Consider the following 23,940-nt stretch of genomic DNA (forward strand, 5'->3'; position numbering starts at 1 on the left):
AAGTGAGTGTAGAGGAGTGAGAAGTGAGAGAAAGCCCCGACCAGCGATACGTAACGGTCTTGCCACTCTCACTTCTCACACCACGCTCCTCACTTCTCGCCCCATAATGACGGTATGAACGAATCGCGAGTCATCGGCGGCGACGCCACCATCGAGGACGAGGCGCTGGAAGCCTCGATCCGGCCGCAGCGGCTGGATGAGTACCTGGGCCAGAAGCCGGTCCGCGAGCAGCTGGGCATTTATATCGAGGCGGCCAAGCGTCGTGGCGGGGCACTCGATCATGTGCTGATCTTCGGCCCGCCGGGCCTGGGCAAGACCACGCTCAGCCATGTGATTGCCAACGAGCTGGGCGTGAACCTGCGCACGACCTCGGGGCCGGTGCTCGAGCGCGCCGGTGATCTGGCCGCGCTGCTGACCAACCTCGAAGCCAACGATGTACTGTTCGTCGACGAGATTCATCGCCTGTCGCCGGTGGTCGAGGAAGTGCTGTACCCGGCGATGGAAGACTTCCAGATCGACATCATGATCGGCGAGGGCCCGGCCGCGCGCTCGATCAAGCTGGATCTGCCGCCGTTCACGCTGATCGGCGCCACCACCCGCGCCGGCCTATTGACCGGCCCCTTGCGCGATCGCTTCGGCATTGTGCAGCGCCTGCAGTTCTACGATCACGCCGAGCTGACCGCCATCGTGCGCCGTGCCGCACGCATCCTGGATATCGAGTGCGACAGCGAGGGCGCGGCCGAGATCGCACGTCGCTCGCGCGGTACGCCGCGTATCGCCAATCGCCTGCTGCGGCGCGTGCGCGATTACGCCGAAGTGCGCGCTGACGGCGTGATCACCGCCGATGCCGCGCGTGCGGCCATGGACATGCTGGCCGTCGATGCCGAAGGTTTCGACGATCTGGACCGGCGCCTGCTGCGCACCATTGTCGATCACTTCGACGGTGGTCCGGTCGGTGTGGAGTCGCTGGCCGCCGCCTTGTCGGAAGATCGCGGCACGCTGGAGGATGTGGTCGAGCCGTACCTGATCCAGCAGGGGTTTCTGGTGCGCACCGCGCGCGGTCGCATGGTCACCTCGCGTACCTGGCGCCACCTTGGACTGAAACCGCCGCAACAGCCGCAAGCGGCCGACCTTTTCGGTTCCGACGACTCCCCCTGAACGCTGGCCGCATGGGTGCCACAAGCCCCTTCGCCAGTTTTGTTCAGGTCCGGTAAGCTAGGGGTTTGTTCGCAAGGTTTTTACCTTTCATGTCGCAAGCGGTGGCAACCGGCAAACCGTTCAGTTGGCGGATAAGAGTCTACTGGGAAGATACCGACGCCGGTGGCGTGGTGTATCACGCCGGCTACCTTCGCTTCCTGGAGCGCGCGCGGACCGAGTGGTTGCGTTCGCTGGGCGTGGACCAGGTGGAACTTCGCCAGCGCACCGGTTTGGCCTTCATGGTGCGCGACATGCACATCGACTTTCTGGGTCCAGCGGTGCTGGACGACGAAGTGGACGTGTCTGTCTGTATCCAGTCGCAACGCTCGGCCAGCATGGTCTTCGAACAGATCGTGCGCCGGGTCAGCGATGGCCGCGAACTGATCCGTGCCACCGTGCGCGCTGCCTGCGTCAATCTGCAGGCCATGCGACCGGCGGCCATTCCCGATGACTTGATCGCAAGGATGTCTTAAGAACGCGATGAACGGTGATCTCAATATTCTCGCCCTGGTCCTGCACGCCAGCATTCCCGTCAAGCTGGTCATGCTGCTGCTGCTGGGCTTCTCGTTCTTCTCCTGGGTGATCATCATCCGCAAATACAAGCTGCTCAAGGAGGCCAAGGAAAACGCCGATGCCTTCGAAGAGCGCTTCTGGTCCGGTGCGGACCTGGCTGCCCTGTTTCGCGAGGTCAACGGCCGCGACGAGCAGGTGCATGGCTTGGAGAACGTGTTCGAGGCCGGCTTTCGCGAATTTGCCCGCCAGCGCCAGCGTCGCACCCGCGATGCGCGCAGCGTGATGGAAGGCACCGAGCGCGCCATGCGCGTCTCGGGCACGCGCGAGGTTGAGCATCTGGAGCACAACCTGGAGTTTCTGGCCAACGTCGGCTCGATCAGCCCGTATGTGGGTCTGTTCGGCACGGTGTGGGGCATCATGGCCGCGTTCCAGGGCCTGGGCGACGTGAAGTCGGCCACCATCGCCATGGTCGCGCCGGGTATTTCCGAAGCACTGGTGGCTACGGCCATGGGTCTGTTCGCCGCCATTCCGGCGGTGTGGGCCTACAACCGCTACGCCAACAAGGTCGATCGCATCGCCACGCGCTACGAGACCTTCCAGGAAGAATTCTCCTCGATCCTGCAGCGCCAGCTGCAAAACGACGAGCCGGCCTGACGGAGCAGTTCGCGTTATGGCCATTACTCCGCGTCGACACAAGCGCCGCAAGCTGAAGGCGGAAATCAACGTCGTTCCCTATATCGACGTGATGCTGGTGCTGCTGATCATCTTCATGGTGACGGCGCCCTTGTTGAATCTGGGCGTGGACATCCAGCTGCCGCAGTCGGCGGCCAAGTCCATCGACAACAACCAGGAGCCGGTGCTGGTCAGCGTCGATGACCAGGGCAACCTCTACCTGACCCTGGGCGCGGCCAAGCGTGAGCCGGTCAGCGAGCAGGAACTGCAGACCAAGGTGGCCGCATTCGTGCGCCAGAACCCCAAGGTGTCGGTGCTGATCGGTGGCGACAAGCGCGTCGACTATGGCCGCATCTATCAGGCCATGGTGCTGTTGCAGCAGGCCGGGGTGCCGCACGTGGGCCTGATGAGCCAGCCGACCGACCAGTCGTCCTCGGGCAAGAGCGCCGCCCATGGACGATCGTAAGGCGACCCGTGTCGCCGTCATTCTGGCGGCGCTGTTGCACGTTGGCCTGATCGCCTTCCTCTGGCTGGCCACGCTCTCGTGCACCACCTGGGAAAACCTGTTCGGCGGCTTGAATCTGCCTGACGGCTGGAATCCGGTGCAGTGCTCCAAACCGCTGACCATGTCCGGGCCGGTGATTGAAGCGACGCTGATGGGGCCTGCCGGTGCGCCACCGCCCAAGCCGACCAGGCACACCAGCCCGAAGCCGAAAGTGGCACCGCCGCCGCCGCCCAAGCAGCAGGTGCACGACGAGAAGCCCAAGCCGCAACCTGTGAAGACACTTCCGCCGCCGCCCAAGCAGCCGGACGTGAAAGATCAACAGAAGGTGGTCGAGCAGGCCAAGCAGAAGGCCGAGCAGGCCAAACGCAAGCAGGCCGAGCGCGAAAAGCAGCACATGTCCGAGCTTCAGGCCCAGCAGCAACAGGACGACATCGACAAGATCTTCAAGCAGCTCAATCAGGCCAAGAAAGCCAGCCAGCAGGCCGAGCACCAGAGCAAGCTGGCGCAGCAAAAACTGGCCCAGTTGAAGGATCTCAAGAAGAACGCAGCCAAGGACAGTCCGGCTTCGGAAAACACGCCCGTGGCCAAGAAGGCGCAGACAGGCACGAACGGCCCCGATCAGGGCCTCAAAGCGCAATATCTTGCTGCCATTCAGAGCGCGGTCACGCAGGCATGGTTAAGGCCGGATAACATCCCTCCTCATGTCGTGTGCAAAGTGCACATTACGCAGATTCCGGGGGGACAGGTCATCAATGCCCAGGTCGATAGCAGCTGTCCGTACGATGATATTGCCCGGCGCTCGATCGAAAATGCCGTGATGCGTGCCCAGCCATTGCCGTATCACGGTTTCGAAAAAGTGTTTTCGCGTGATTTGACTCTCAATTTCAAGGTTCAGAACTGATGCGCAAAACGTTACACGCCATGTTCGGGCTGCTGCTGGCGGCCACGCTTTTTGCCATTGCCGGACAGGTTGATGCGCAAGGACTGAATGTCGACATCGTCAACGGTACCAAATCGGCTATTCCCATTACGGTGGTGCCGTTCGCCAGTGACAACAGCGCCAATCCGCCCAGCACCAAGGTCGGCGACGTGATCCGCCTGGATCTGGCGCGCAGTGGAAAATTCCGCACCCTGGACAAGAAAGACATCGTCGAATATCCCAGCCGTGGCGATCAGATCAAGTTCGCCACCTGGCATATGCTCAAGCAGGACTACATTGTCGTCGGCCACGTTGATGATGCCGGCGACGGTGCATACAAGGTCAGTTTCGAGCTGTGGAACGTGAACAAGCAGCAGAGCCTGCTGAACCTTTCCTACAACGCCAAGCCCGGCGACCTGCGCGGCGTGGCGCACCAGATTGCCGACAAGATCTTCGAGACGATCACCGGTATTCCCGGTGCGTTCTGGACGCGCATTGCCTACGTCACCGCCGTGGGTACCGGCAAGAACATCACCTATTCGCTGATCGTCGCCGACTCGGATGGCTACAATCCGCAGGTGGTGGTGCGCTCCAAGGAAGCACTGCTTTCGCCGACATGGTCGCCTGATGGCAGCAAGCTGGCTTATGTGTCGTTCGAGAACGGCAACTCGGCCATCTACATCCAGGATATTGCCACCGGTTCGCGTCAGCTGATCTCCGGACGTGCCAAGGGAATCAATGGCGCGCCGGCATTCTCGCCCGATGGGACCAAGCTGGCGGTGTCGCTTTCGTATGTAGGCAACCCGGAAATCTTCATCATCAACCTGGCCGACCACCACGAAACACGCCTGACCCACAATTTCAGTATCGATACGGAACCGACCTGGACGCCGGACGGCAAAAATATCGTTTTCACGTCCGACCGTTCCGGAAAACCGCAGCTTTATCAAATGCCCGCCACCGGTGGTACGCCCAGCCGAATCACCTTCCAGGGCAACTACAATGCCAATGCCTCAATCGGCCCCGATGGCAAGAAAATCGCCATGGTGCAGGGCAGCGGTAACGTGTATCGTATTGCGATCATGGATCGCAGCCTGGGCGATCAGGAGCATTTTGTCTCGCCGGGCAATTTTGACGATGCGCCCAGTTTTGCCCCGAATGGGTGCATGCTTTTGTACGCCGCTTCGCAAGGTACTCGCGGCGTGTTGTATGAAGTGTCGGAGGACGGAAAGGTCAGGCAGCGCCTCGTGCTATCCAATGGCGATGTGCGCGAACCGGCCTGGGGTCCTTATCGGCACCACTGAATTACAACAAGCCGGACCACCGGCGTTTTTCAACAAAGCTGAAAAAACTACTGTCGGATAACCACCTGTTTGAAGGATAGTCCCATGAACAAGAGCGTTCGCGTCACCCTGGCCGCGCTGGCGTGTGTCGTCGGCCTCGCCGCCTGCTCCAAAAAGCAGGAAGTCAAGCCCACCCCGCCGCCGCAGCAGCCCGAGCAGCAGCAGACCGAGACCGCCCCGGCGCAGTCCAACGGTTACACGCCGGCCGATCTGCAGACCGATCCGTGCCTGCGTCAGCGTGTGGTTTACTTCGATTTCGACAAGAGCGAGATCAAGCCGGAGTTCCAGAAGATCATCGCCTGCCACGCCAAGTACCTGCAGGACCGTCCGTCCGCGCAGATGCGTCTGGAAGGCAACACCGACGAGCGCGGTACGCGTGAGTACAACCTCGGCCTGGGTGAGCGTCGCGGCAATGCTGTCGCTTCGGCCCTGGAAGCCGATGGCGCCTCGGCCAGCCAGATCAACGTGGTCAGCTACGGCGAAGAGCGCCCGACCTGCCGCGAGCACAATGAGTCGTGCTGGTCGAAGAACCGCCGTGTCGAGATCGTCTATACTTCCAAGTAATGACGATGTTCACGGTCAAGCGCAATCTTGCCCGTACGGGCGTGGCGGCTGCATTTGCGGCCGCCACGCTTTTGGGTGCCTGTCTGCCGGCGCATGCGCAGCGCCTTAGCCTGGCCGAGCGTGTCTCGCGGCTGGAACAGCAGATGCAGAACAAGGACCAGGGCGGTTTCAGCCTGTCCAATCAGATTCAGGCGTTGAAGTCGCAGAATCAGCAGCTTCAGGGCCAGGTCGAGGAATTACAGCACCAGCTCAAGCAGTTGCAGCAGAGCGCCAAGGACCAGTACGTGGACCTGGATAGCCGTCTGCGCAAGCTCGAGAGCGGTGGCGCAGGGGCGGGCGGCCAGGGTAATGCACCGGCTGATGCCGCCTCCAGCGCGAGTGCCTCGGACGCGGGTACGCCAGCTGCCGCCGGCAGTGCGCCGTCGGCGCCTTCCGGCCAGCCTTCCTCGGCCGCAAGCAGCGCCGATAGCGCCGCGCCCGCCAGTGCGGCCAGCGCCGGTGCGCCGGCCGACCCGAAGGCGGCCCAGGCCGCTTACGATGCGGCCTTCCAGTCGCTGCGCAACAACGATTTCGTCAAGTCCTCGCGGGCGTTCCGGCAGTTCATCCAGACCTATCCGGACAGCTCGCTGACGCCCAATGCCTATTACTGGCTGGGCGAATCGTACTATGTGACGCAGAACTATCAGGTGGCCTTGAGCACGTTTCAGAAGCTCATCGCCAAGTTCCCGGACAGTGACAAGACCGCCGGCGCCATGCTGAAGGTCGGTTATTGCCAGGATGCGCTCAATCAGAGTGATCAGGCGCAGGCCACCCTCAAGGCGGTGATCGCCAAGTATCCGGACAGCGACGTCGCGCACCTGGCGCAAAGCCGGTTGCATGACATCCAGGTCCAATCGGTGAATTGATGAGCGAGCCGGGCAGCCAGCCGGTGAGCGCACCGGCGGCCTCCCGTCCGCCGCGGTTGCGCATCACCGAAATTTTCCACTCCATCCAGGGCGAAGCCGATGCCGTTGGCTGGCCCACGGTGTTCGTGCGCCTGACCGGTTGTCCGCTGCGCTGCGTGTGGTGCGATACCGAATACGCCTTCCACGGTGGTGACTGGCGTGACATCGACGACATTGTCGATGAGGTCATCGGCTACGGCGCGCACCACGTGTGCGTCAGCGGTGGCGAGCCATTGGCGCAGAAGCGCTGCCTGCTGTTGCTGGAGAAGCTGTGCGACCAGGGGCTGGAGGTGTCGCTGGAAACCTCCGGTGCGCTGGACGTGGCCGAGGTCGACAAGCGCGTGCGCAAGGTGCTGGATTTGAAGGCACCCGATTCGGGTGAGAGCGGGCGCAATCTGTGGTCCAACCTTGAGCACCTGACGGCCCACGACCAGATCAAGATGGTGCTGGCCGGCCGCGAGGATTTTGACTGGGCCTGCCGCATGCTCGCCGAGCACGAGCTGAGCTCGCGCTGCCAGGTGCTGCTGTCGCCCGTGCATGGCAAGCTTGCGCCACGCCAGCTGGCCGAATGGATTCTCGAGCAGCGCCTGCCGGTACGCATGCAGATGCAGCTGCACAAACTTCTCTGGGGCGATGTGCCCGGCCACTGAGCCCGGCTGCTTCGCACCGCTTTCAAGACAAGGTTTCAACAACGCATGTCCAAGCCAACCCAAGCCCGTGCCGTGGTGCTGCTGTCCGGCGGCATGGATTCGGCTGTGACCGTCGCCATGGCGCAAGAGCAGGGCTACGCCGTGCACGCGCTGAGCGTGGCCTATGGCCAGCGCCATAGCGCCGAGCTGGCCGCTTCGAATCGCGTCTGCCAGATGCTGGGCGTGGCCGAGCACAAGACCGTGGATATTGATCTACGCAGCATCGGTGGCTCGGCACTCACCGCCGATATCGACGTGCCGGAAGAGGGCGGCGACGGCATCCCGGTCACCTATGTGCCGGCGCGCAACACCATCATGCTGTCGGTGGCCATGGGCTGGGCCGAGGTGCTGGATGCCGAGGCGATCTACTGCGGCGTCAACGCCGTCGACTACTCCGGTTACCCCGACTGCCGTCCGGCCTTCATCGAGGCCTTCGACCGTCTGGCACAGGTGGCCACCAAGGCGGGTGTGGAAGGCCACGGCCCGCAGGTGCGCGCGCCGCTGATGCACATGAGCAAGGCCGACATCGTGCGTGAAGGCGTGCGTCTGGGCGTGGATTTTGCGCAGACGGTCAGCTGCTACCAGGCCGATGACCACGGCCGCGCGTGCGGCCATTGCGATGCCTGCCGTTTGCGTGCGCAGGGTTTTGCCGAGGCCGGCGTGGACGATCCCACGCGCTACGCCTGAGCCATTCGCCACGCCGCGCCACGCCGCAGGCAGATGTGGTGCAGCAAACCTTGTGCTGGGGCGCCGCGCCCCGTAAACTTCGCGGTTCGCCGTCCACGGCATGGGTCGTTAGCTCAGTTGGTAGAGCACCGGACTTTTAATCCGATGGTCGTGAGTTCGAGTCTCACACGACCCACCATATAAATCAGTTCCTTGCATCGTGTCTCTGCATCTCGTAAGCGGATAACCGTAAAAAGACCCGTAAAATTAAGGTCCATGACTAGGAACGCCTGAGAGCACTCGGAGCGCCGATTGAGGAACCAGCACGACAAGGCTGTCCGGCTGGAGTGGCAACGCCGCAGGTACGAGTTTCGGCGACGATCATTACGTCGCCGTCGGCGTCGCGTTATGCAGATGAGGATCGATGGCATTTCGGCCATCGCTCCCATTGTGCCCAATCCAACCGGGAGAGGCCCGAAGTCGCGTAGGCTGCGCGCGCCCCCCAGGGTCAACCTATCTGAGGACTTTGAGTCCACCATGCAGTTCCTCGAGAACGTGAGGACCTGTGTATCGGTCACTGGCGGTAAGCTATATGTTGACTTCACGACCTTGGAAACGCTCACCCCCGCGGGCGCGCTTCTTTTGGTCGCGGAGTTCGACCGCTGGCGAGAGATCGTTGAGTATCAGCGGTTGCAGCCGATAAAGCTGGATAGATGGGATCCTACGGTGAAGGCTAGGTTGACCGAGATGGGCTTCTTCACACTTCTGAACTCGACTGAGCCGGTGGAGTCCGAGGAACGCTGCGATCCCGAGACCGGGGATAGGTTTGTGCCATTTCTATCGGGTCACCGTTCCGAAGGTGAAAAGGCGAGGGAGCTCCGTCTTTCGATCGAGCGCCTGGGGCACCGTCTTGCTGAACCAAACGCCTTGTTTCAAGGTCTGACGGAAGCCATGACGAACGTACAGCAGCACGCCTATGACGGCTCGGCGGCAGTGAAACGTTGGTGGATGTCTGCTTCCGTTAATAGTTCCGGTCGCAAACTTCGAGTCATGTTCGTTGATCATGGTCTAGGTATCCCCAAGACGCTTCACCCTGACTTAATCGAATCCGTCCGTGCGGCCGCTGCACGAGTGAGCGAAAGTTGGGTGAAGAACGATGCACGCCTTATAGAGGCGGCGGTAAAGCAAGGAAGGTCCAGCACTCGCGATAGTCACCGGGGCAATGGCCTACACCAAGATATTCAAGGCTATATTGAAAATCATGACACATCGGGCACCCTAAGGATTGTCAGTGGGCGCGGCAAATACACGTATAACAAGCAGCATGGTGTACCTGGCAGGGCCTCCACTCACTCCTTGCCCGTCACGTTCAAAGGTACGTTCATCGAGTGGATCATAGAAGACTTCGCTGAAGGTGATCGAAATGACCAGCAAAATTAAGATCGCTGCTGACTTCTCCGACGTGCCAAGTGGGCGTTACCCAAGTGATGGTGATTACAACGGGGAGCGCTTTCGAGATGAAATTCTCGTGCCTAAGTTAAAAGCGGGCGAAGTGATAGATGTTGAATTGGATGGCGTTGAGGGTTACGGGTCTTCGTTTTTGGAGGAGGCGTTTGGAGGGTTGGTGCGGGTGCATAAGTTTGATCCCGAATTTTTGACCAAGCATTTACATTTAATCGCTCATTCTGGAGCCGCCCAAAGGTATAAAGGTCTGGCGGAAAGTTTTATTAGATCTGCCATGGCCGCCAACTTGCGTCGACGATTAAGGTAACGCCATCTGGCCAAGGGGGTGGGATGTCTTGGGGTCAACATCTGATAAATGCGATTATAAGCGCAGGCGTAGCATATACTGTTACTCTTGCTCATCGACGTGGCGATGAAAGTCGTGGAGAGCAACAACTTCGCAGGAGGAGTATATGCACCACAATCCGCGACATTCGAGGCACGTCTTCTATATATTGGCGTTCTGAAGGGCTAAGGCCTGACCTAGAAGAGGATTTAAAGCGAAAAATTGATTCGCTTTACCACGAAATAGATGCTTTTTTTCAGCATTCAGCGGAATGTAAAAAAAATGATTCCGTGGACATGTGGTCTGTTCGACTAGGTGCTGTTTGCACCGGTGGAGAATTTGAGACCGCTGCGAGGTCGTCTGATCAGCGGCGAGCGAGAGTTGTAGCTAAAATTTGTTCTAAATTACATGAGAAAGTTTCTACATTAAACCTTCGAACTAAAGATGCGGTTATTCAAAATTCGGCTCGCTGCGCATGCGCGTATGTGGTGACTGTTTTTGGGGATTTTTTTAACCGCCCCGATTAATCAAATATAGGTACCTTCTTTCGTTACCTCATCCTTCACGAGTCAGCTGGGTCGACTAAAAGTACGCTTAGGTCGTATATATGTTGCGCGCCCGATGCCTCCTTGCTTCGCTGCCGTCATTCTTCTAGGATTTGTCGCGCCACATCGCCTCAAGTCACGCAGGGCGAAGTTTCGCTCAGCGGTAATGTTCTTGGCTCTCATGAGCACTATTTATATTTTGGGCCTTATCCGCCGCCGCGGCTTGCGGGTCGGCCGGCCGAAACTCCTTCCAGACGCCAGACAGCCCATGCGCGCATAGTCCGCACGGGGCACGTGGTCGCGCGCGTGCCGCTCAGGCTGCCTGGTCGCCGGCTGGCGTCTTGCGCAGGCGGGCTTCATAGCGCCGCGCCATGGATTCGGCCTCGTCGGCCATACGCCGGTCACCATGCTCTCGGCATTGCTGTGCCAGCCGGCGCCACATGCGGGCCTGCTGCTGGTCGGTGCTGGGGCTGTCAGATGTGCGGGCGTTCATTGCGTTTTCTCCATGTCACGTCGGGCCCTTCATGGGCGAGCCGCACTGTGCCGATGATCGATGTCAGTCAGGCGAGCGTGCGGTGACGTCGGTGTGACGATAAGGCGCCGATTCAGTGTTTGCGCTGGCGCCGGCGCCGTCGTTCACGGTGCTGGAAGGCCAGCGGCACCAGCGCGAGGATGGCCAGGGCGCCCAGCGGCCACAGCAACCGTGGCTCGATCAGCAGCGACAGGCCAAAGCCGTGATGCAGCGCCACCGCCTTGCCCAGGCCCGCACCAAGCGCGGACTCGAACATCAATATGATACCGCCTCCAAGTGCGGTGGCGCCGATAAACAGCCACAGCGGGCAGCGCAGCCAGGCCAGGGCGACCGTGACCGCGCCGAACGGGAATACCGGCACGAAGCGCAGGAACAGCGTGTAGTTGGCCGGGTGCGCGGCAAAGCCATGGCGCAGGCGTTCGACCAGTCGCGGCGCGGCGCGTCGGCCGGCGCCAAAGGCATAGCGGCTGGCCAGAAACAGCAACAGCGAACCCAGCACCTGTCCGATCGAAGACAAGATCGTGCCCTCGACCACGCCAAACAGGAAGCCGCCGGTCAGGTTGACCAGCACGCTGCCGGGAATGCCGGTGGACACCACCACGGTCAGCAGGCCGATATAGGCCAGCCGGGTCAGCCACGGGTGGGCCAGAACGTCGGCACGCCAGCTGGCCTGCTCGGCCAGCAGGTGCACCGGATGGAAGCGATCCAGTGCACCGGAGGCAAACAGCACCACGCCGGTGATGATCAGCAGCAGCAACGGCAGCATGGCGCGCAGGCGGCTCATCGCGAGCCACCTGTGTGGCGTGACCGGAGCGCCGTGCTCATGCGCGGTCCAGGCGCGCGAACACGGTGATCTCCTCGCGGTCGTGATACAGCTGGTGCGCGCGAAGCTCCAGCGTGCCGCCCTCGGCGGTGGCGATATCGCGGATCTCGGCCAGGCAGCGCATCACTTCGTCGTAGCGCTTTTTCATCGGCAGCTTGAGGTTGAACACGCACTGCCGGCACCAGCCTCGCGCCAGCCATTCGGCCATGCGGGCGGCGACGCGGATCGGCTGCTCGACCATGTCGCAGACCATCCAGTCCACCGGCTTGGCCGGCTGAAAGCGAAAGCCATCCTCACGCCGATGCTCGACCAGACCCGATTCCATCAGTGCGCGATCCATCGGCCCGTTGTCGACGGCGATGACGCGCATCGAGCGGTTGACCAGCTGCCAGGTCCAGCCACCCGGCGCCGCGCCAAGATCCACGCCGCGCATGCCTGGCGCCAGCCACTTTTCGCGTTCCTTGGCGCTGAGCAGGGTGAGAAACGCCTCTTCCAGCTTCAGTGTCGAGCGGCTGGGGGCCTGACGCGGGAAGCGCAGGCGCGGAATACCGCCGGGCCAGGGCGTGGTGCGTCGCGTGTCGGTGACGGCGACCACGGCATGATCGTTGGCCAGCAGGCACACGTGCAGTTGCATGTGCGCCTTGGCATCCAGGCGCCGTTCGCGCTTCAGGCGCGCGACCAGGGCCGAGGTCAGTGCCCGGCACAGCGGCGCCAGGGCGCGACCGTCATCGCTGTCGGGCGCTTCCACGCGCACGTCGCGAAGCCGCGCCGGGGCCGCGTCCACGACGCGGGCCAGCGCGCCCAGGCGATCCTCGCGCGGCAGCGCTTCGACGTGGGCGATCACCGCCAGCAACTGGCGCGCGAAAATCAGCTGCGCTTCGTCGCCGAGCAGTCGCGCCGCCGCCTCAGCATCGAGCGCGACAAATTCCACGAACCCTGTGCCGGGCTTGGCGCGGGCATAGCCACCGCCGCCGTGCGTGGCGTCCAGCGCGCCCAGCTCGGCCGCGCATTCGCCCTCGAAGCCGGGGCGGCAATAGGCCAGCAGGCGCGGGCCGTGCACGCCACCGGGCAAGGGTCCGGGCGGAGGGTCCGGCGTGATGCGCGCGGATGCGGAATCGATCACGATGCGGGTTCCGTGTCAGCCGCCCTTGCGGGCCCACACGTCGCGCAGCGTCACGGTGCGGTTGAACACCGGGCGTTCGGCCTGGTGATCGATGCGGTCGGTGACGAAGTAACCCTGGCGTTCGAACTGGAAGCGCGTTTCCGGCGCAGCTTCGGCCGCGGCCGGTTCCACGTAGCCGGTGACCACGCGCTTGGACTCGGGGTTGATGTGTTCCTGGTAGGTCTTGCCGTCGCTTTCATCATCCGGCGCCGGCACCGCGAACAGGCGGTCGTACAGGCGGATTTCCGCGGGCACGCCGTGCTTGGCGCTGACCCAGTGGATGGTGCCCTTGACCTTGCGATCGGTGGCGTTGCCGCCGGGGCGCGTTTCCGGATCGAGCGTGCAGCGCAGCTCAATCACCTCACCGGCCTCGTTCTTGATCACATCCTCGCACTTGACGATGCCGATGCCGCGCAGGCGCACTTCGCCTTCCGGGCGCAGGCGCTTGAAGCCCTTTGGCGGCACCTCGGCAAAGTCGCCGGCCTCGATCCACACCTGGCTGGCGAACGGCACTTCGCGCTGGCCGAAGCTTTCATCCTTGGGATGGTTCGGCATGGCGACGGTTTCTTCGTGCTCGGCCGGCAGGTTGGTGATGGTCAGCTTCAGCGGTTCGAGCACGGCCAGGCGACGTGGCGCGTGGGCGTCCAGGTCCTCGCGCACGCAACCTTCGAACACGCTGTAGTCGATGATCGAGTTCTGCTTGGACACGCCCACGCGTTCGATCAGCAGGCGGATGCCGGCTGGCGTGAAGCCGCGGCGGCGCAGGCCGCGCAGCGTGTTCATGCGCGGATCGTCCCAACCGTCGACCAGGCCCTCGTTGACCAGCGCGGCGAGCTTGCGCTTGGAGGTGATATTGAACGACAGGTTCAGGCGCGAGAACTCGATCTGGCGCGGCTTGGAGGGCGTCGTCGGCAGACCCGCCTCGACCAGCGGCCGCCACAGCTCGGGATCGTTCTTCAAATCCACCTGATCGACAAACCAGTCGTACAGCGGACGATGGTCCTCGAACTCCAGCGTGCACAGCGAATGGGTGATGCCTTCCAGCGCATCGGACAGGCAGTGCGCGTAGTCGTACATCGGGTAGATCGGCCAGGTGTCGCCGGTGTTCTGGTGCGTCACTTTGCGGATGCGATAGATCGCCGGATCGCGCATGTTCATGTTGCCGGCGGCCATGTCGATCTTGGCGCGCAGGGTCTTTTCGCCATCGCCGAACTCGCCCGCGCGCATGCGCCGGAACAGGTCCAGGTTCTCCTCGATGCTGCGCTCGCGGTGCGGCGAATTGCGGCCCGGTTCGGTCAGCGTGCCGCGGTATTCGCGCATCTGTTCGGCGGAAAGGTCGTCGACATAGGCCACGCCCTTGGCGATCAGCTTCTCGGCGGCGCGATAGAACACCTCGAAGTAGTCCGAAGCGTGGCGCAGCTCAACCCATTCAAAGCCCAGCCAGTGCACGTCATCCTTGATGCCCTGCACGAACTCGGGCAGCTCCTTGCCCGGGTTGGTGTCATCCAGGCGCAGGTTGCACACGCCGCCGTTCTCGGCCGCCATGCCGAAGTTCAGGCAGATCGCCTTGGCGTGGCCAATGTGCAGGTAGCCATTGGGCTCGGGCGGGAAGCGGGTATGGATGGTGCTGTGCTTGCCCGAGGCCAGATCCTCGCTGATGATCTGGCGGATGAAATGCTGCACAACGCTGGGTTCGCTCGCCATGGGCTTGGGACTCGTCAATCTGAAACCGTAAAGCAGGCAAGTTTAACCGCTTCCAGGGCCCGCGCGCAGAGGGGCGGCGCACTTGTCGCCCGCGCGTGGTGCGAGTAGCGTTCGAGCCATGCGCATCGTCTATCTGGCCGAGACCATGATCGACGCCCACCTGGTCAAGAACGCACTTGAACAGGCCGGGCTGCCCGCCTTCGTGCTGGGCGAGTATCTCACCGGCGCCGTCGGCGATCTGCCGGCGCGCGACTACGTGCGTGTGGCCGTGCCCGACTCATGCGAGGAAGCGGCCACGCCGATCGTGCAGGAAGTGGAGCGTTCGCTGGTCGAGGCGCGTGAGGCCGTGCGCGAAGACGACGACCGCGCCGGCGAGGGCTTCGATGGCGCCACGCCGTTTCCGGCGTAAGCGTAAAGGTGGTCCAGAATCGATGGCGCGTTATGCTGCGTGGCCCATTGATAGCGCACGCGCCGGTTGAGCCATGCCTGATTTCGATCATCTGATTCGCGACATTCCCGATTTCCCCAAGCCTGGCATTGTGTTCAAGGACATTTCGCCGTTGTTGGGTGATGCCGAGGGTTTCGCCGCCTGCGTGCGGACGCTGGGCGAGGCCTGGCGCGAGTCGAGGATCAGCCATGTGGCCGGCATTGAATCGCGAGGTTTCATCTTTGGCGCGGCCTTGGCCACCGAGCTGGGCGCCGGCTTCGTGCCGCTGCGCAAGCCCGGCAAGCTGCCGGCCGACACCATTGCGGTCGACTACGCGCTGGAGTACGGCCACGATCGTCTGGAAGCGCATGCCGATGCGTTGCCGCCAGGCGCCCGCGTGTTGCTGATCGACGATGTGCTGGCCACCGGCGGCACCCTGCGCGCGGCGGCCGAACTGATCGGGCAATTGGGGGCGACGCTGGCGGGTGCGGCGGTGGTGGTGGAACTGGTCTTTCTCGGTGGGCGTGAACGCTGGCGCGAGTCGGCGCCGCTGACCGCACTGCTGCGCTACGAATAAAGCGGGCGGTGACATCGCCCAGGCCATATTGAAAGCGGCGCGCGACGCAGCCACTTAAGGTTCATCTTCCCGCTTATGTTGGAGTGGCCACATGCTCGGTATCGGTGCCTACAAGCAACGCATGGTTCGTCCCGAGGACGCGCTGCCCGGTCGCGATACGCCGATGCCGGTGGCGCCGCGCCATCTGGTGCTTGATGCGCCGCTGGCCGGCGACTTGCCCGAAACCGAGGTCATCGTGGTCGGCATGGGCTGCTTCTGGGGCGCCGAGCGCCTGTTCTGGCAGTTGCCGGGCGTGGTCAGCACCGCGGTGGGCTACGCCGGTGGCTATACGCCCAACCCCACCTACAGCGAAGTGTGCTCGGGGCAAACCGGGCATACCGAGGCGGTACGCGTGGTGTTCGACCCGGCCAAGGTGAGTCTGGCCAAGGTGCTGAAAACCTTCTGGGAGGGGCACGATCCGACCCAGGGCATGCGCCAGGGCAACGATCGCGGCACGCAATATCGCTCGGCCATCTACATCACCAATCCGGCGCAGCGCGAAGCGGTCGAGTCCAGCCGTGAGGCCTATCAGCGCGCGCTGGAAGCCGATGGCCACGGCGCCATTACCACCGAGATAGCGCCGGCCGGCCCGTTCTATTACGCCGAGGACGCGCACCAGCAGTATCTGGCCAAGTATCCGGGCGGTTACTGCGGGCTCGGCGGCACCGGCGTCAGCTGCCCGTTGGGGCTGGGTACCAGCGCCGGCTGATCAGCGTTCGATACGCAGGGCGCGCACGTAGATCACTTCACAGGCACCGGCGCCGGTGTCGTTGCGGCTGAGCGAGGTGCGCAGCAGGCCGCCATCGATGCGCGCATCGACCAGCTCGCCTTCGATGTGCACCACTTGCCCCACGCGCACGTCGGCCAGTTCCTTGGCGACGTCCTCACTGGCCGGGATCAGGTGCATGTTGGCGCTATGGGTCTCGATGGCGCGGCGGGAAATGGGAAAGTGCGCCACGCGCCAGTGGTAGAAACGGTGCGATTGCGAAATGTTGATCTGCTTGAGCACCGCCGAATCGGACATCGGCCCCCAGCCCAGCGCCAGGTCGGTAGGCACCAGGCGGGCCAGGCGATCGAAGTGATAATCCTCGCGCGCCAGCACGCGTGCGCTCAGTTCAAATTGGGCGCGTGGCATCAGCATGACCTTGCCGTGTGCAAAGGCCCGCGCGTCGCTCAGAGGGTGCTGCTGCGGGGCGTCGGCCACCAGCACCCCGGGTGGCCAGTGCTCGGCGCGTTCGTGCCACATCGAGACCAGCCCGAAGGCCAGAAGCAGCAGCGCCAGTCCGATCCAGAGGCGCATGTCGACGCGCTTATTCGGCGCTGACCGGTGGGGGCGTGCGCCGGGCCTTGTGGCCCAGTGCGTGCGGCGCCAGCGCGGCCAGTGTGTGCGGGTCCAGTAGCTCAGGTGGCAGCGAGGCGATCACCTCGGCCAGGCGCTTGAAGAAGCCGCCCATGGCCGAGCTTTTGCGCCAGACCATGGCAATGCGGCGGCTGGGCGCCTGGCCGCGGAACTCGATCAGGTGCACGTTTTCCGCTTGCGCCACCGGCGGCTTCACGGCCAGTGTCGGCAGCAGCGTGATGCCGACATCGGCGGCCACCATCTGGCGCAGGGTTTCCAGGCTGGTGGCGCGAAAGCCGGATTTTTCACCGGCCCCGGCCAGCTGACACACTTCCAGCGCCTGGTCGCGCAGACAGTGGCCATCCTCCAGCAGCAGCAGGCTTTGGTCAGCCAACTCGTCCATCTTCAGCCACTCGCGCTTGGCTAATGGATGATGGCGCGGCACGGCCAGCAGGAACGGTTCCTCGAACAGGAACTCGGTATGCAGACTGTCCTCGTGGATGGGCAGGGCCAGAATGCCGGCATCCAGCCGCCCTTCGCGCAGGCGCTGCAGCACTACCTCGGTCTTTTCCTCCACCAGCAGCAGTTCCAGCTTGGGGAACGCCCGGCGGATCAGCGGCACCGCGTGCGGCAGAAGATAAGGCCCCAGTGTGGGAAAAATTCCCAGTCGCACGGTGCCCGATTCGGGGTCGCGCGTGCGCCGCGCGATGGATTTGATCTGGTCCACTTCGTTGATGACGTCACGTGCGCGGTCGGCGATTTCGCGGCCCACTTCCGTCAGCAGCACCTTGCGTGGCGCACGCTCGACCAGGGCCACGCCCAGCTCCTCTTCCAGCTTCTTGATCTGGGTGGACAGGGTCGGCTGGCTGACAAAGCAGGCTTCGGCGGCGCGGCCGAAGTGACGGTGCTCGGCCAACGCCACCAGGTAGTGCAGGTCACGCAGATTCATGGCGGGTGTTCCTATTGGCGCACGCTATGGAAGTCAAATGTAGCATTTGTGCTGTCGATGTAAGTGTCCGTGCCCTGTGGACTGTGCCTTTCGGCACGTGCTGGCATGTTCGCGCGCGTGGAAAGGTGCTTGGCTGGTTATATGTCCCTGGGGAACCCGTTCCATGCATCGCATGATCCGTCCGCTTGTTCTGACCGCGCTGGCTGCCTGTTGCAGCGCCTCGTTTGCCGCCACCGACCACGCGCCACTGGAAAAGCTGCCGCGCTGGGCCGTGCCGGAAGGTTATTCGCTGGCGCTGCGTATCGATCCGACTCGCGCCAGTTACAGCGGCAGTACCGTGATCAAGGTGGATCTCAAGAAGGCCACCGATCACATCTGGCTGCACGGCAAGGAGCTGAAGGTATCCAAGGTCAGCTTCACCACCGCCGACGGCAAGGTGCACGCGGCCAAGTACGTCAACGCCGCGCCGAAGGAAGGCGTGGTGCGCGTGGATCTGGGCCAGACCGTCAAGCCGCAGACGCTGACGCTGACGTTCGCCTTCAGCGCGCCGTTCAACCAGCAGCTGCAGGGCCTGTACAAGGTGACCCACGCCGGGCGTCCGTACACCATGACGCAGATGGAGCCGGTGAGCGCGCGCTACGCCTTCCCCAGTTTCGACGAGCCGGACTTCAAGACGCCTTACTCGATCAGCCTGACCATTCCCGATGATGAAGTGGGCGTGGCCAACACCAAGCAGGTCAGCAAGGTCGAGAATGGCCATGGCTGGAAGACGTTGACCTTCGCTCCCACCAAGCCGCTGCCGACCTACCTGGTCGCCTTTGCCGTGGGGCCGTGGGATGTGGTCGACGGCCCGACCATCCCCGCCGACAAATACCGCAGCGAACCGATCCGCCTGCGCGGCATCGCCGCCAAGGGCGAAGGCCCGCGCATGAAGCGCTCGCTGGCGCAGACGCCGAAGATCATCCAGACGCTGGAAAACTACTACGGCTTCGGCTATCCGTTCGGCAAGCTGGACCTGCTGGCGGCGCCGGATTTCTCTGCCGGCGCGATGGAGAACGCCGGCCTGGTCACCTTCCGAGACTGGTATCTGTTGCTGGACAAGGATTCCTCGCCGCGTTACGTGCAAGGCTCGTTCAATGTGCAGGCGCATGAGCTGGCGCACCAGTGGACCGGCGACACCGTGACCATGGCCTGGTGGAACGATCTGTGGCTGAACGAGTCGTTCGCCACCTGGATGCAGCAGAAGGTGGCCATGAAGCTGCATCCTTCCTACCGCACCGATCTGGATCGCATCACCGGCGCGCAGCACGCCATGAGCAACGACAGCCTGGTCAGCGCGCGCAAGATCCGTCAGCCGATCACCGGCAATGGTGACATCGAAACCGCCTTCGACGGCATCACCTATCAGAAGGGTGCTGCAGTGCTTGGCATGTTCGAAGGCTACGTCGGCGACAAGACCTTCCAGAAGGGCATGCGCGCCTATATCCAGCAGCACAAGTTCGGCAACGCCACCGCCGATGACCTGGTCGATGCCATCGCCGAGGCCGCCGGCAAGGGCAAAACCTTCAAGCATGCCTTCAACAGCTTCCTGGATCAGTCCGGCGTGCCGGTGGTCGAAACCAAGCTCGATTGCAGTGGCCATAAGGCCGTGCTGCACCTGAAGCAGAGCCGCTACCTGCCGCTGGGTTCCAAGGGCAGCCCGGATCGCACCTGGGGCGTGCCGGTATGCGTGCGCACCGGTGCCGGCAAGAATGCGGTCCAGTGTGACCTGCTCAGCGCCGCTACCGGCAGCATGACGCTGGCTACCGGTGGCAGTTGCCCGGCGTTCTATATGCCCAATGCCGAGGCGCGTGGTTATTACCGTTTCGCCATGGATCGCGCCGATCTGGCCAAGCTGACGGCGCACGTGAAGCAGCTCGATGACCGCGAGCAGCTGGCCTATGCCGATGCCATCGATGCCGGTTTCCACCGCGGTGACCTCAACGCGGCTGACGCCCTGGCGGCGATGAAGCAGCTGGCGTCCTCCAGCCAGCGCAAGGTGGCACTGGCGCCGCTGGATACGGTGGGCTGGATCTGGCGCCACGAGGCGACCACGCCGGCGCAGCGCAAGGTGCTGGCCGATGCGGTGAGCGCGGCCTATCTGCCGCGTCTTGAGAAGCTGGGCTACCAGCGTCGTGACGGCGAATCGGCCGATGATGCGCTGATGCGTGGCTCGCTGGCCGGTTTCCTGGGCCTGCAAATCAAGGTGCCCAGCGTGCGTCAGCATTTGTTGAGCCTGGGCGAAAAGGCGCTTGAGCGCACCCACGACGGCCATTTGAACCTGGATGCGGTCAACCCGGACCTGCTGGCCTCGGCGCTGGGCGTGGCCGCGCAGGAGAAGGGCAAGCCGGTGGTGATGGCACTGGAAACCGAGATTGGCCGCGCCACCGATCCGTCCAAGCGCAATGCCATGTTGTCGGCGCTGGCCGACGTGCATGATGTGGCGCTGACCGACCGGATACGCGACTTCGCCCTGGGCAAGCAGGTGAAGGTGGGCGAGATGGCCATGGTGCTGCGCGGCGGCCGCGACACGCCGGCCGAGCGCGATGCGGCGTGGACCTGGTTCACCGGGCACTACGACCAGATCGTCAAGCGCACCGGCACCTTTGCCACCGGCTACCTGCCCAACCTGTTTGGCGGTGGCGGCTGCTCGCTGGCCGAAGCCAACCGTCTTGAGGCCTACTTCAAGCCCAAGCTGGCCGACTTGTCCGGCGCCGATCGTGGCCTGGCTCAGACCACCGAGTCGATCCATCTGTGCGCCGCACTCAAGGCCAAGCAGGGTGGCTTCGACCTGACGCACTGAGCGCCCCAGGCTCTCTTGTGTCACCGGCAAGCCGGGTCGCCTTCGCGGGTGCCCGGCTTGCTTTTTAACCCCCGTCCATGTGGCCTGGGTTAGGCTTGCGGGCATCTCATGTGCCTTGGAGGGCCAAGCATGATCAAGCGAGGGATGCTGATGGGGGCCGCGAGCGGCGCGGTCATGCTGGCTGCCGCCTTGATGCCGGCGGCCGCGCAATCGCGGAGCCATGGCAGGCTCGATGTTGGGCAGGCGCCAGTGTATGCGCTGCAAACGTCCTCGGCGGCCTCCTGGTCGCCGCCCATTGCCGGGCTGGATACGCGTGTGTCATTGCCGGCACAGGTCGCCCCTGCGCGTGGGGGCTTGGGGGCGCAGGCGACTCATGTTGCCTGGGTGGGCCATTCGGCTGGGAAATCGCCGTGGCCTTGTTCGCGGCGCCCGGTGATGTCCTCGCATACCAACTCCGCGCGCACGGCGGCCCTGACTATGCTGGCGCTGGCGGTCACCGGCCGTTCGGTAAGCGATGATTCCGCGGGTTCGGCTATCTGCCAGCCTGCGGGGCGTTGAACAGGCGCGGCTGAAGTGCCGCCCGCGCGGTTTTACGTTGTGCTAACCGAGGGCTGGCTAAGTTGAAGGCGGAACGACTACGAGGGCCCACGGATGAAGCGCTCCATGATGTTCGCCACGCTGCTCGCCGCCACGCTGACCTGCTCGTCGGCGCTGGCATCGGATACGGCCCACGCCCAGGACTGGGCGCACCGGCGGGCGACTTCTCCATCGACGACGCCCGGGGCGATGCCAACCATCGCAGGGCTGGATACGCGGCTGGCGCTGACTACCACCGCGGCCGAGCGCACGGGCGCCGTGACCGGTCTGTCGTTGCCCACGGTGCGGCCGGTGCTGCAGTTTGGCCTGTCCCAGGTGTTGGGGAGTCCTGCCTGGCAGCTTGGCCTGGGTCCGTCGTATGCCACGCATATGTCTTTGGACCCGCAACCGTTTGGGCCGGTCACGCCGCTGCCGGTGCTGGTGCGTGACGACCTGGTCCAGCTTGGACACGACGGTCCGTACGCTTACGGCAGTCAGTGTCAGGCCGGTCCAGGGCACCCGTTGGCCTGTCGCTGGCTGACACGCGGTGAGGCCGAGGCCGCGCGTACCCGTATCGGCTCACCGGTGAGCGCCGAACTGTTCGACGGCGCTCCTCCCGGTCTTTCGGCTCGCGGTCAGCGCCACTACAAAGACCTGATGAATGCCCGTCGCCGCGCGCATCATCACCATCACGACGACCGGCCGCCGTCTCACCCGGCCAAAGACAAGCACTTGAGCGACGACCGCCGCCACTGAACCACGCCCATCTTCGGGCTAACGCTTGTTCGACACCGGCTGACGGTGCCCGCCATGCGCATCGATAAAGGCCATGGCATCGCGCATGGACGGAATCTTGTGTTCGAACTTCGGTGACATCGACAGCAGCAGTCCGGCATGGCCAATGCCCGGATAGATATGCATGGTGACCGGTTCGTCGTGGGCGCGAAGTGCGGTGGCCAGTGAAATGGCGTTGCTCGGCCAGACGGTCTGATCGGCCTGGCCCTGTTCCAGCAGCATGGGCGGCTCATTGCCGTTGACGAAGTGCACCGGCTGCGATTTTTCCTGTTCGGCGTGGGTAGTGCCGAACAGATCGATATAGACCTGCTGCTTCAACGGCAGAAAATCGTACGGGCCGGCCAGGCCGATGAAGCCGCTCAGATCACGCGGTTTCATGTCGACGCTTTTCAGCCAGCTGGCGTGGGTGGCCAGCAGCGCGCCGATATGTGCGCCGGCCGAGTGTCCCATCACGAACAGCTCCTCCGGGTTGCCGCCAAATTCGCCCGCGTGTTGGCGTGCCCAGGCAACGGCTTCAGCGCCATCGTGCATGAAGCCATCCAGATGCACCTTGGGGTATTTGCGATAGTCGGGCACCACCGCCACCACGCCGTGGCGCGCCAGCGCGCGACCGGCCCAGGCGTACTGGCCGCGTTTGCCGTCCTGCCAGGCACCGCCATAAAAGAACACCACCACTGGCGCGTTTTGCGCGTTTGCCGGGCGGTATACATCCAGTTTCAGCTGGTGCCGGGCATCGAACACAATACCCGTCCGGCTGCTGAGGCCATGCGTGCCACTGGTGGCGTTCATGGCGCCGAACAGCGCCGCCGAGCAGCCGCTGACCAGTAGTGTCAGCGCCGCGGTGGCCAGTCGCGCGCTCCAGCGCGCGAGTGTGCGTCGTTGGAAGGATCGATCGCTGGATGGGCTCATGTGGGGCAGGCTAAAGCGGGCCGCGTGTGCGAAACGTGCGCGCTGGGTACACTGGTGGGGCGACTTAACTGCCATCAGGTGCCCGCATGACCGACGTACGCGCATGGATTCGCGCCGCCGCGACCCGCCTGGGTGATCGCCTGGAGGCCGAACTTCTGGTTCTGCACGTGCTGCGCCAGCAGCGCGCGTGGCTGTTCGCGCATGATGACCACCCGCTTTCCGCACCGCAGGTACGCCAGCTCGAAGCGATGGTGGAACGGCGTCGCCAGGGCGAGCCGATTGCCTACATTCTGGGTCGTCGCGGTTTCTGGTCGCTGGATCTGGAAGTGACGCCAGCCACGTTGATTCCGCGCCCTGAAACCGAGCTGCTGGTGGAATGGGCCTTGACCAAGCTGCCATTCGAAGCGGCATCACGGGTAGCCGATCTTGGCACTGGATCGGGCGCCATTGCGCTGGCGCTGGCCAGCGAGCGCCCCAGTGCGCAGATTGTGGCCACCGATGTCAGCGATGCGGCACTGCGCGTGGCACGCCACAATGCTCGTCGGCTGGGGCTGGCCAATGTGCGTTTTGCCGAGGGCAGCTGGTGCACGGCATTACAGCCGCCGGCGTTCGACCTGATCGTTTCCAACCCGCCTTACATCGAGAGCGGCGATGCGCATCTTGAGCAGGGCGATCTGCGGTTCGAGCCGGCCTCAGCCCTGGCTTCCGGGCAGGACGGTCTGGACGATATCCGCGCGATTCTCGCCGATGCCCGGTCGCATCTGAAGGCGGATGGCTGGCTGGCCTTCGAGCATGGCTGGAATCAGGGCGCAGCGGTGCGTCAGCTGCTCGCCGATGCCGGCTACCGCGAGGTGTTCACCGCGCAGGATCTGGAAAGTCGCGATCGCATCAGTGGCGGGCGTTGCCCGTCGGCCTGAGCA

Annotated in this window: 25 protein-coding genes and 1 tRNA gene; 19 read left to right on the forward strand and 7 right to left on the reverse strand. The window is 63.5% G+C overall.

Annotated elements, in window-relative coordinates:
* The first annotated feature begins 114 nt into the window (after positions 1-114).
* The 13 genes from ruvB (at position 115) to HBF24_RS04715 (ending at position 9,783) form a co-directional block, all read left to right on the forward strand.
* Complete coding sequence (ruvB, locus tag HBF24_RS04655) at positions 115-1,158, forward strand: Holliday junction branch migration DNA helicase RuvB (protein WP_167169664.1); 1,044 nt, start codon at positions 115-117, stop codon at positions 1,156-1,158.
* Between the two features lie 89 nt (positions 1,159-1,247).
* A complete protein-coding gene (gene ybgC, locus HBF24_RS04660) occupies positions 1,248-1,670 on the forward strand; it encodes a tol-pal system-associated acyl-CoA thioesterase (RefSeq protein WP_167169667.1) in 423 nt (140 codons plus the stop codon).
* 7 nt (positions 1,671-1,677) lie between these two features.
* Positions 1,678-2,364: a protein TolQ gene (tolQ, locus tag HBF24_RS04665; protein ID WP_167169670.1), complete on the forward strand. Its 687-nt coding sequence runs from the start codon at positions 1,678-1,680 to the stop codon at positions 2,362-2,364.
* 16 nt (positions 2,365-2,380) lie between these two features.
* Positions 2,381-2,848: a protein TolR gene (gene tolR / locus HBF24_RS04670; RefSeq protein ID WP_167169672.1), complete on the forward strand. Its 468-nt coding sequence runs from the start codon at positions 2,381-2,383 to the stop codon at positions 2,846-2,848.
* Entirely contained in the window at positions 2,835-3,788 is a 954-nt protein-coding gene (locus HBF24_RS04675) for a cell envelope integrity protein TolA (RefSeq protein WP_167169674.1), read from the forward strand. The genes tolR and HBF24_RS04675 overlap by 14 nt, the downstream gene beginning before the upstream one ends.
* 20 nt (positions 3,789-3,808) lie before the next feature.
* Positions 3,809-5,110, forward strand: a complete 1,302-nt coding sequence (gene tolB, locus HBF24_RS04680; RefSeq protein WP_240922244.1) for a Tol-Pal system beta propeller repeat protein TolB — start codon at positions 3,809-3,811, stop codon at positions 5,108-5,110.
* A gap of 84 nt (positions 5,111-5,194) precedes the next feature.
* Positions 5,195-5,713, forward strand: coding sequence for a peptidoglycan-associated lipoprotein Pal (gene pal / locus HBF24_RS04685; protein WP_167169678.1), 519 nt, complete (start codon positions 5,195-5,197; stop codon positions 5,711-5,713).
* Between the two features lie 5 nt (positions 5,714-5,718).
* Positions 5,719-6,618 (forward strand): tol-pal system protein YbgF, encoded by a 900-nt coding sequence (ybgF, locus tag HBF24_RS04690; protein WP_343162713.1) that lies wholly within the window; start codon positions 5,719-5,721, stop codon positions 6,616-6,618.
* On the forward strand, positions 6,618-7,307 hold the full coding sequence (gene queE, locus HBF24_RS04695) for a 7-carboxy-7-deazaguanine synthase QueE (protein WP_167169682.1): 690 nt from the start codon (positions 6,618-6,620) through the stop codon (positions 7,305-7,307). The genes ybgF and queE overlap by 1 nt, the downstream gene beginning before the upstream one ends.
* Positions 7,308-7,352: 45 nt before the next feature.
* Positions 7,353-8,033, forward strand: coding sequence for a 7-cyano-7-deazaguanine synthase QueC (gene queC, locus HBF24_RS04700; RefSeq protein WP_167169685.1), 681 nt, complete (start codon positions 7,353-7,355; stop codon positions 8,031-8,033).
* Positions 8,034-8,135: 102 nt separating this feature from the next.
* Positions 8,136-8,211, forward strand: a tRNA-Lys gene (locus HBF24_RS04705).
* Between the two features lie 338 nt (positions 8,212-8,549).
* Positions 8,550-9,452, forward strand: a complete 903-nt coding sequence (locus HBF24_RS04710; protein WP_167169688.1) for a sensor histidine kinase — start codon at positions 8,550-8,552, stop codon at positions 9,450-9,452.
* The gene (locus HBF24_RS04715) at positions 9,436-9,783 is read left to right on the forward strand and encodes an STAS-like domain-containing protein (protein ID WP_167169690.1); all 348 of its coding nucleotides are present in this window, start codon (positions 9,436-9,438) and stop codon (positions 9,781-9,783) included. The genes HBF24_RS04710 and HBF24_RS04715 overlap by 17 nt, the downstream gene beginning before the upstream one ends.
* A gap of 876 nt (positions 9,784-10,659) precedes the next feature.
* Here the strand turns inward: HBF24_RS04715 and HBF24_RS04720 are convergent.
* From HBF24_RS04720 to HBF24_RS04735, 4 genes are all read right to left on the reverse strand, one after another.
* Positions 10,660-10,839 (reverse strand): hypothetical protein, encoded by a 180-nt coding sequence (locus HBF24_RS04720; protein WP_167169693.1) that lies wholly within the window; start codon positions 10,837-10,839, stop codon positions 10,660-10,662.
* A gap of 112 nt (positions 10,840-10,951) precedes the next feature.
* A complete protein-coding gene (locus HBF24_RS04725; protein ID WP_167169696.1) occupies positions 10,952-11,662 on the reverse strand; it encodes a VTT domain-containing protein in 711 nt (236 codons plus the stop codon).
* Positions 11,663-11,699: 37 nt separating this feature from the next.
* Positions 11,700-12,761, reverse strand: a complete 1,062-nt coding sequence (rlmM, locus tag HBF24_RS04730) for a 23S rRNA (cytidine(2498)-2'-O)-methyltransferase RlmM (RefSeq protein ID WP_167170082.1) — start codon at positions 12,759-12,761, stop codon at positions 11,700-11,702.
* A 78-nt stretch (positions 12,762-12,839) separates the two neighbouring features.
* Entirely contained in the window at positions 12,840-14,567 is a 1,728-nt protein-coding gene (locus HBF24_RS04735) for a glutamine--tRNA ligase/YqeY domain fusion protein (RefSeq protein WP_167169699.1), read from the reverse strand.
* Positions 14,568-14,685: 118 nt separating this feature from the next.
* Here HBF24_RS04735 and HBF24_RS04740 point away from each other — a divergent pair, with 118 nt between their 5' ends.
* From HBF24_RS04740 to msrA, 3 genes are all read left to right on the forward strand, one after another.
* Positions 14,686-14,976, forward strand: a complete 291-nt coding sequence (locus tag HBF24_RS04740) for a DUF2007 domain-containing protein (protein WP_167169701.1) — start codon at positions 14,686-14,688, stop codon at positions 14,974-14,976.
* 73 nt (positions 14,977-15,049) lie between these two features.
* The gene (locus HBF24_RS04745) at positions 15,050-15,571 is read left to right on the forward strand and encodes an adenine phosphoribosyltransferase (RefSeq protein ID WP_167169703.1); all 522 of its coding nucleotides are present in this window, start codon (positions 15,050-15,052) and stop codon (positions 15,569-15,571) included.
* Between the two features lie 91 nt (positions 15,572-15,662).
* Positions 15,663-16,319 (forward strand): peptide-methionine (S)-S-oxide reductase MsrA, encoded by a 657-nt coding sequence (gene msrA, locus HBF24_RS04750; protein ID WP_167169706.1) that lies wholly within the window; start codon positions 15,663-15,665, stop codon positions 16,317-16,319.
* Here msrA and HBF24_RS04755 read toward each other — a convergent pair whose 3' ends face one another.
* Positions 16,320-16,910 carry a hypothetical protein gene (locus tag HBF24_RS04755; RefSeq protein ID WP_167169709.1) on the reverse strand — a complete coding sequence of 197 codons (591 nt, stop codon included), beginning with the start codon at positions 16,908-16,910 and terminating at the stop codon, positions 16,320-16,322.
* A 10-nt stretch (positions 16,911-16,920) separates the two neighbouring features.
* Positions 16,921-17,898 carry a DNA-binding transcriptional regulator OxyR gene (gene oxyR / locus HBF24_RS04760; protein WP_167169712.1) on the reverse strand — a complete coding sequence of 326 codons (978 nt, stop codon included), beginning with the start codon at positions 17,896-17,898 and terminating at the stop codon, positions 16,921-16,923.
* 163 nt (positions 17,899-18,061) lie between these two features.
* Here oxyR and HBF24_RS04765 point away from each other — a divergent pair, with 163 nt between their 5' ends.
* Together HBF24_RS04765 and HBF24_RS04770 are read left to right on the forward strand one after the other, a co-directional pair.
* Entirely contained in the window at positions 18,062-20,740 is a 2,679-nt protein-coding gene (locus HBF24_RS04765) for a M1 family metallopeptidase (RefSeq protein ID WP_167169715.1), read from the forward strand.
* Between the two features lie 651 nt (positions 20,741-21,391).
* Positions 21,392-22,072: a hypothetical protein gene (locus HBF24_RS04770; protein WP_167169717.1), complete on the forward strand. Its 681-nt coding sequence runs from the start codon at positions 21,392-21,394 to the stop codon at positions 22,070-22,072.
* A gap of 18 nt (positions 22,073-22,090) precedes the next feature.
* Here HBF24_RS04770 and HBF24_RS04775 read toward each other — a convergent pair whose 3' ends face one another.
* A complete protein-coding gene (locus HBF24_RS04775; protein ID WP_167169720.1) occupies positions 22,091-23,020 on the reverse strand; it encodes an alpha/beta hydrolase in 930 nt (309 codons plus the stop codon).
* 86 nt (positions 23,021-23,106) lie between these two features.
* Here HBF24_RS04775 and prmC point away from each other — a divergent pair, with 86 nt between their 5' ends.
* Entirely contained in the window at positions 23,107-23,937 is an 831-nt protein-coding gene (prmC, locus tag HBF24_RS04780; RefSeq protein ID WP_167169723.1) for a peptide chain release factor N(5)-glutamine methyltransferase, read from the forward strand.
* The last annotated feature ends 3 nt before the right edge of the window (positions 23,938-23,940 follow it).

Origin of the sequence: Oleiagrimonas sp. C23AA (assembly GCF_011759385.1) — a bacterium.
Lineage (GTDB): Bacteria > Pseudomonadota > Gammaproteobacteria > Xanthomonadales > Rhodanobacteraceae > Oleiagrimonas.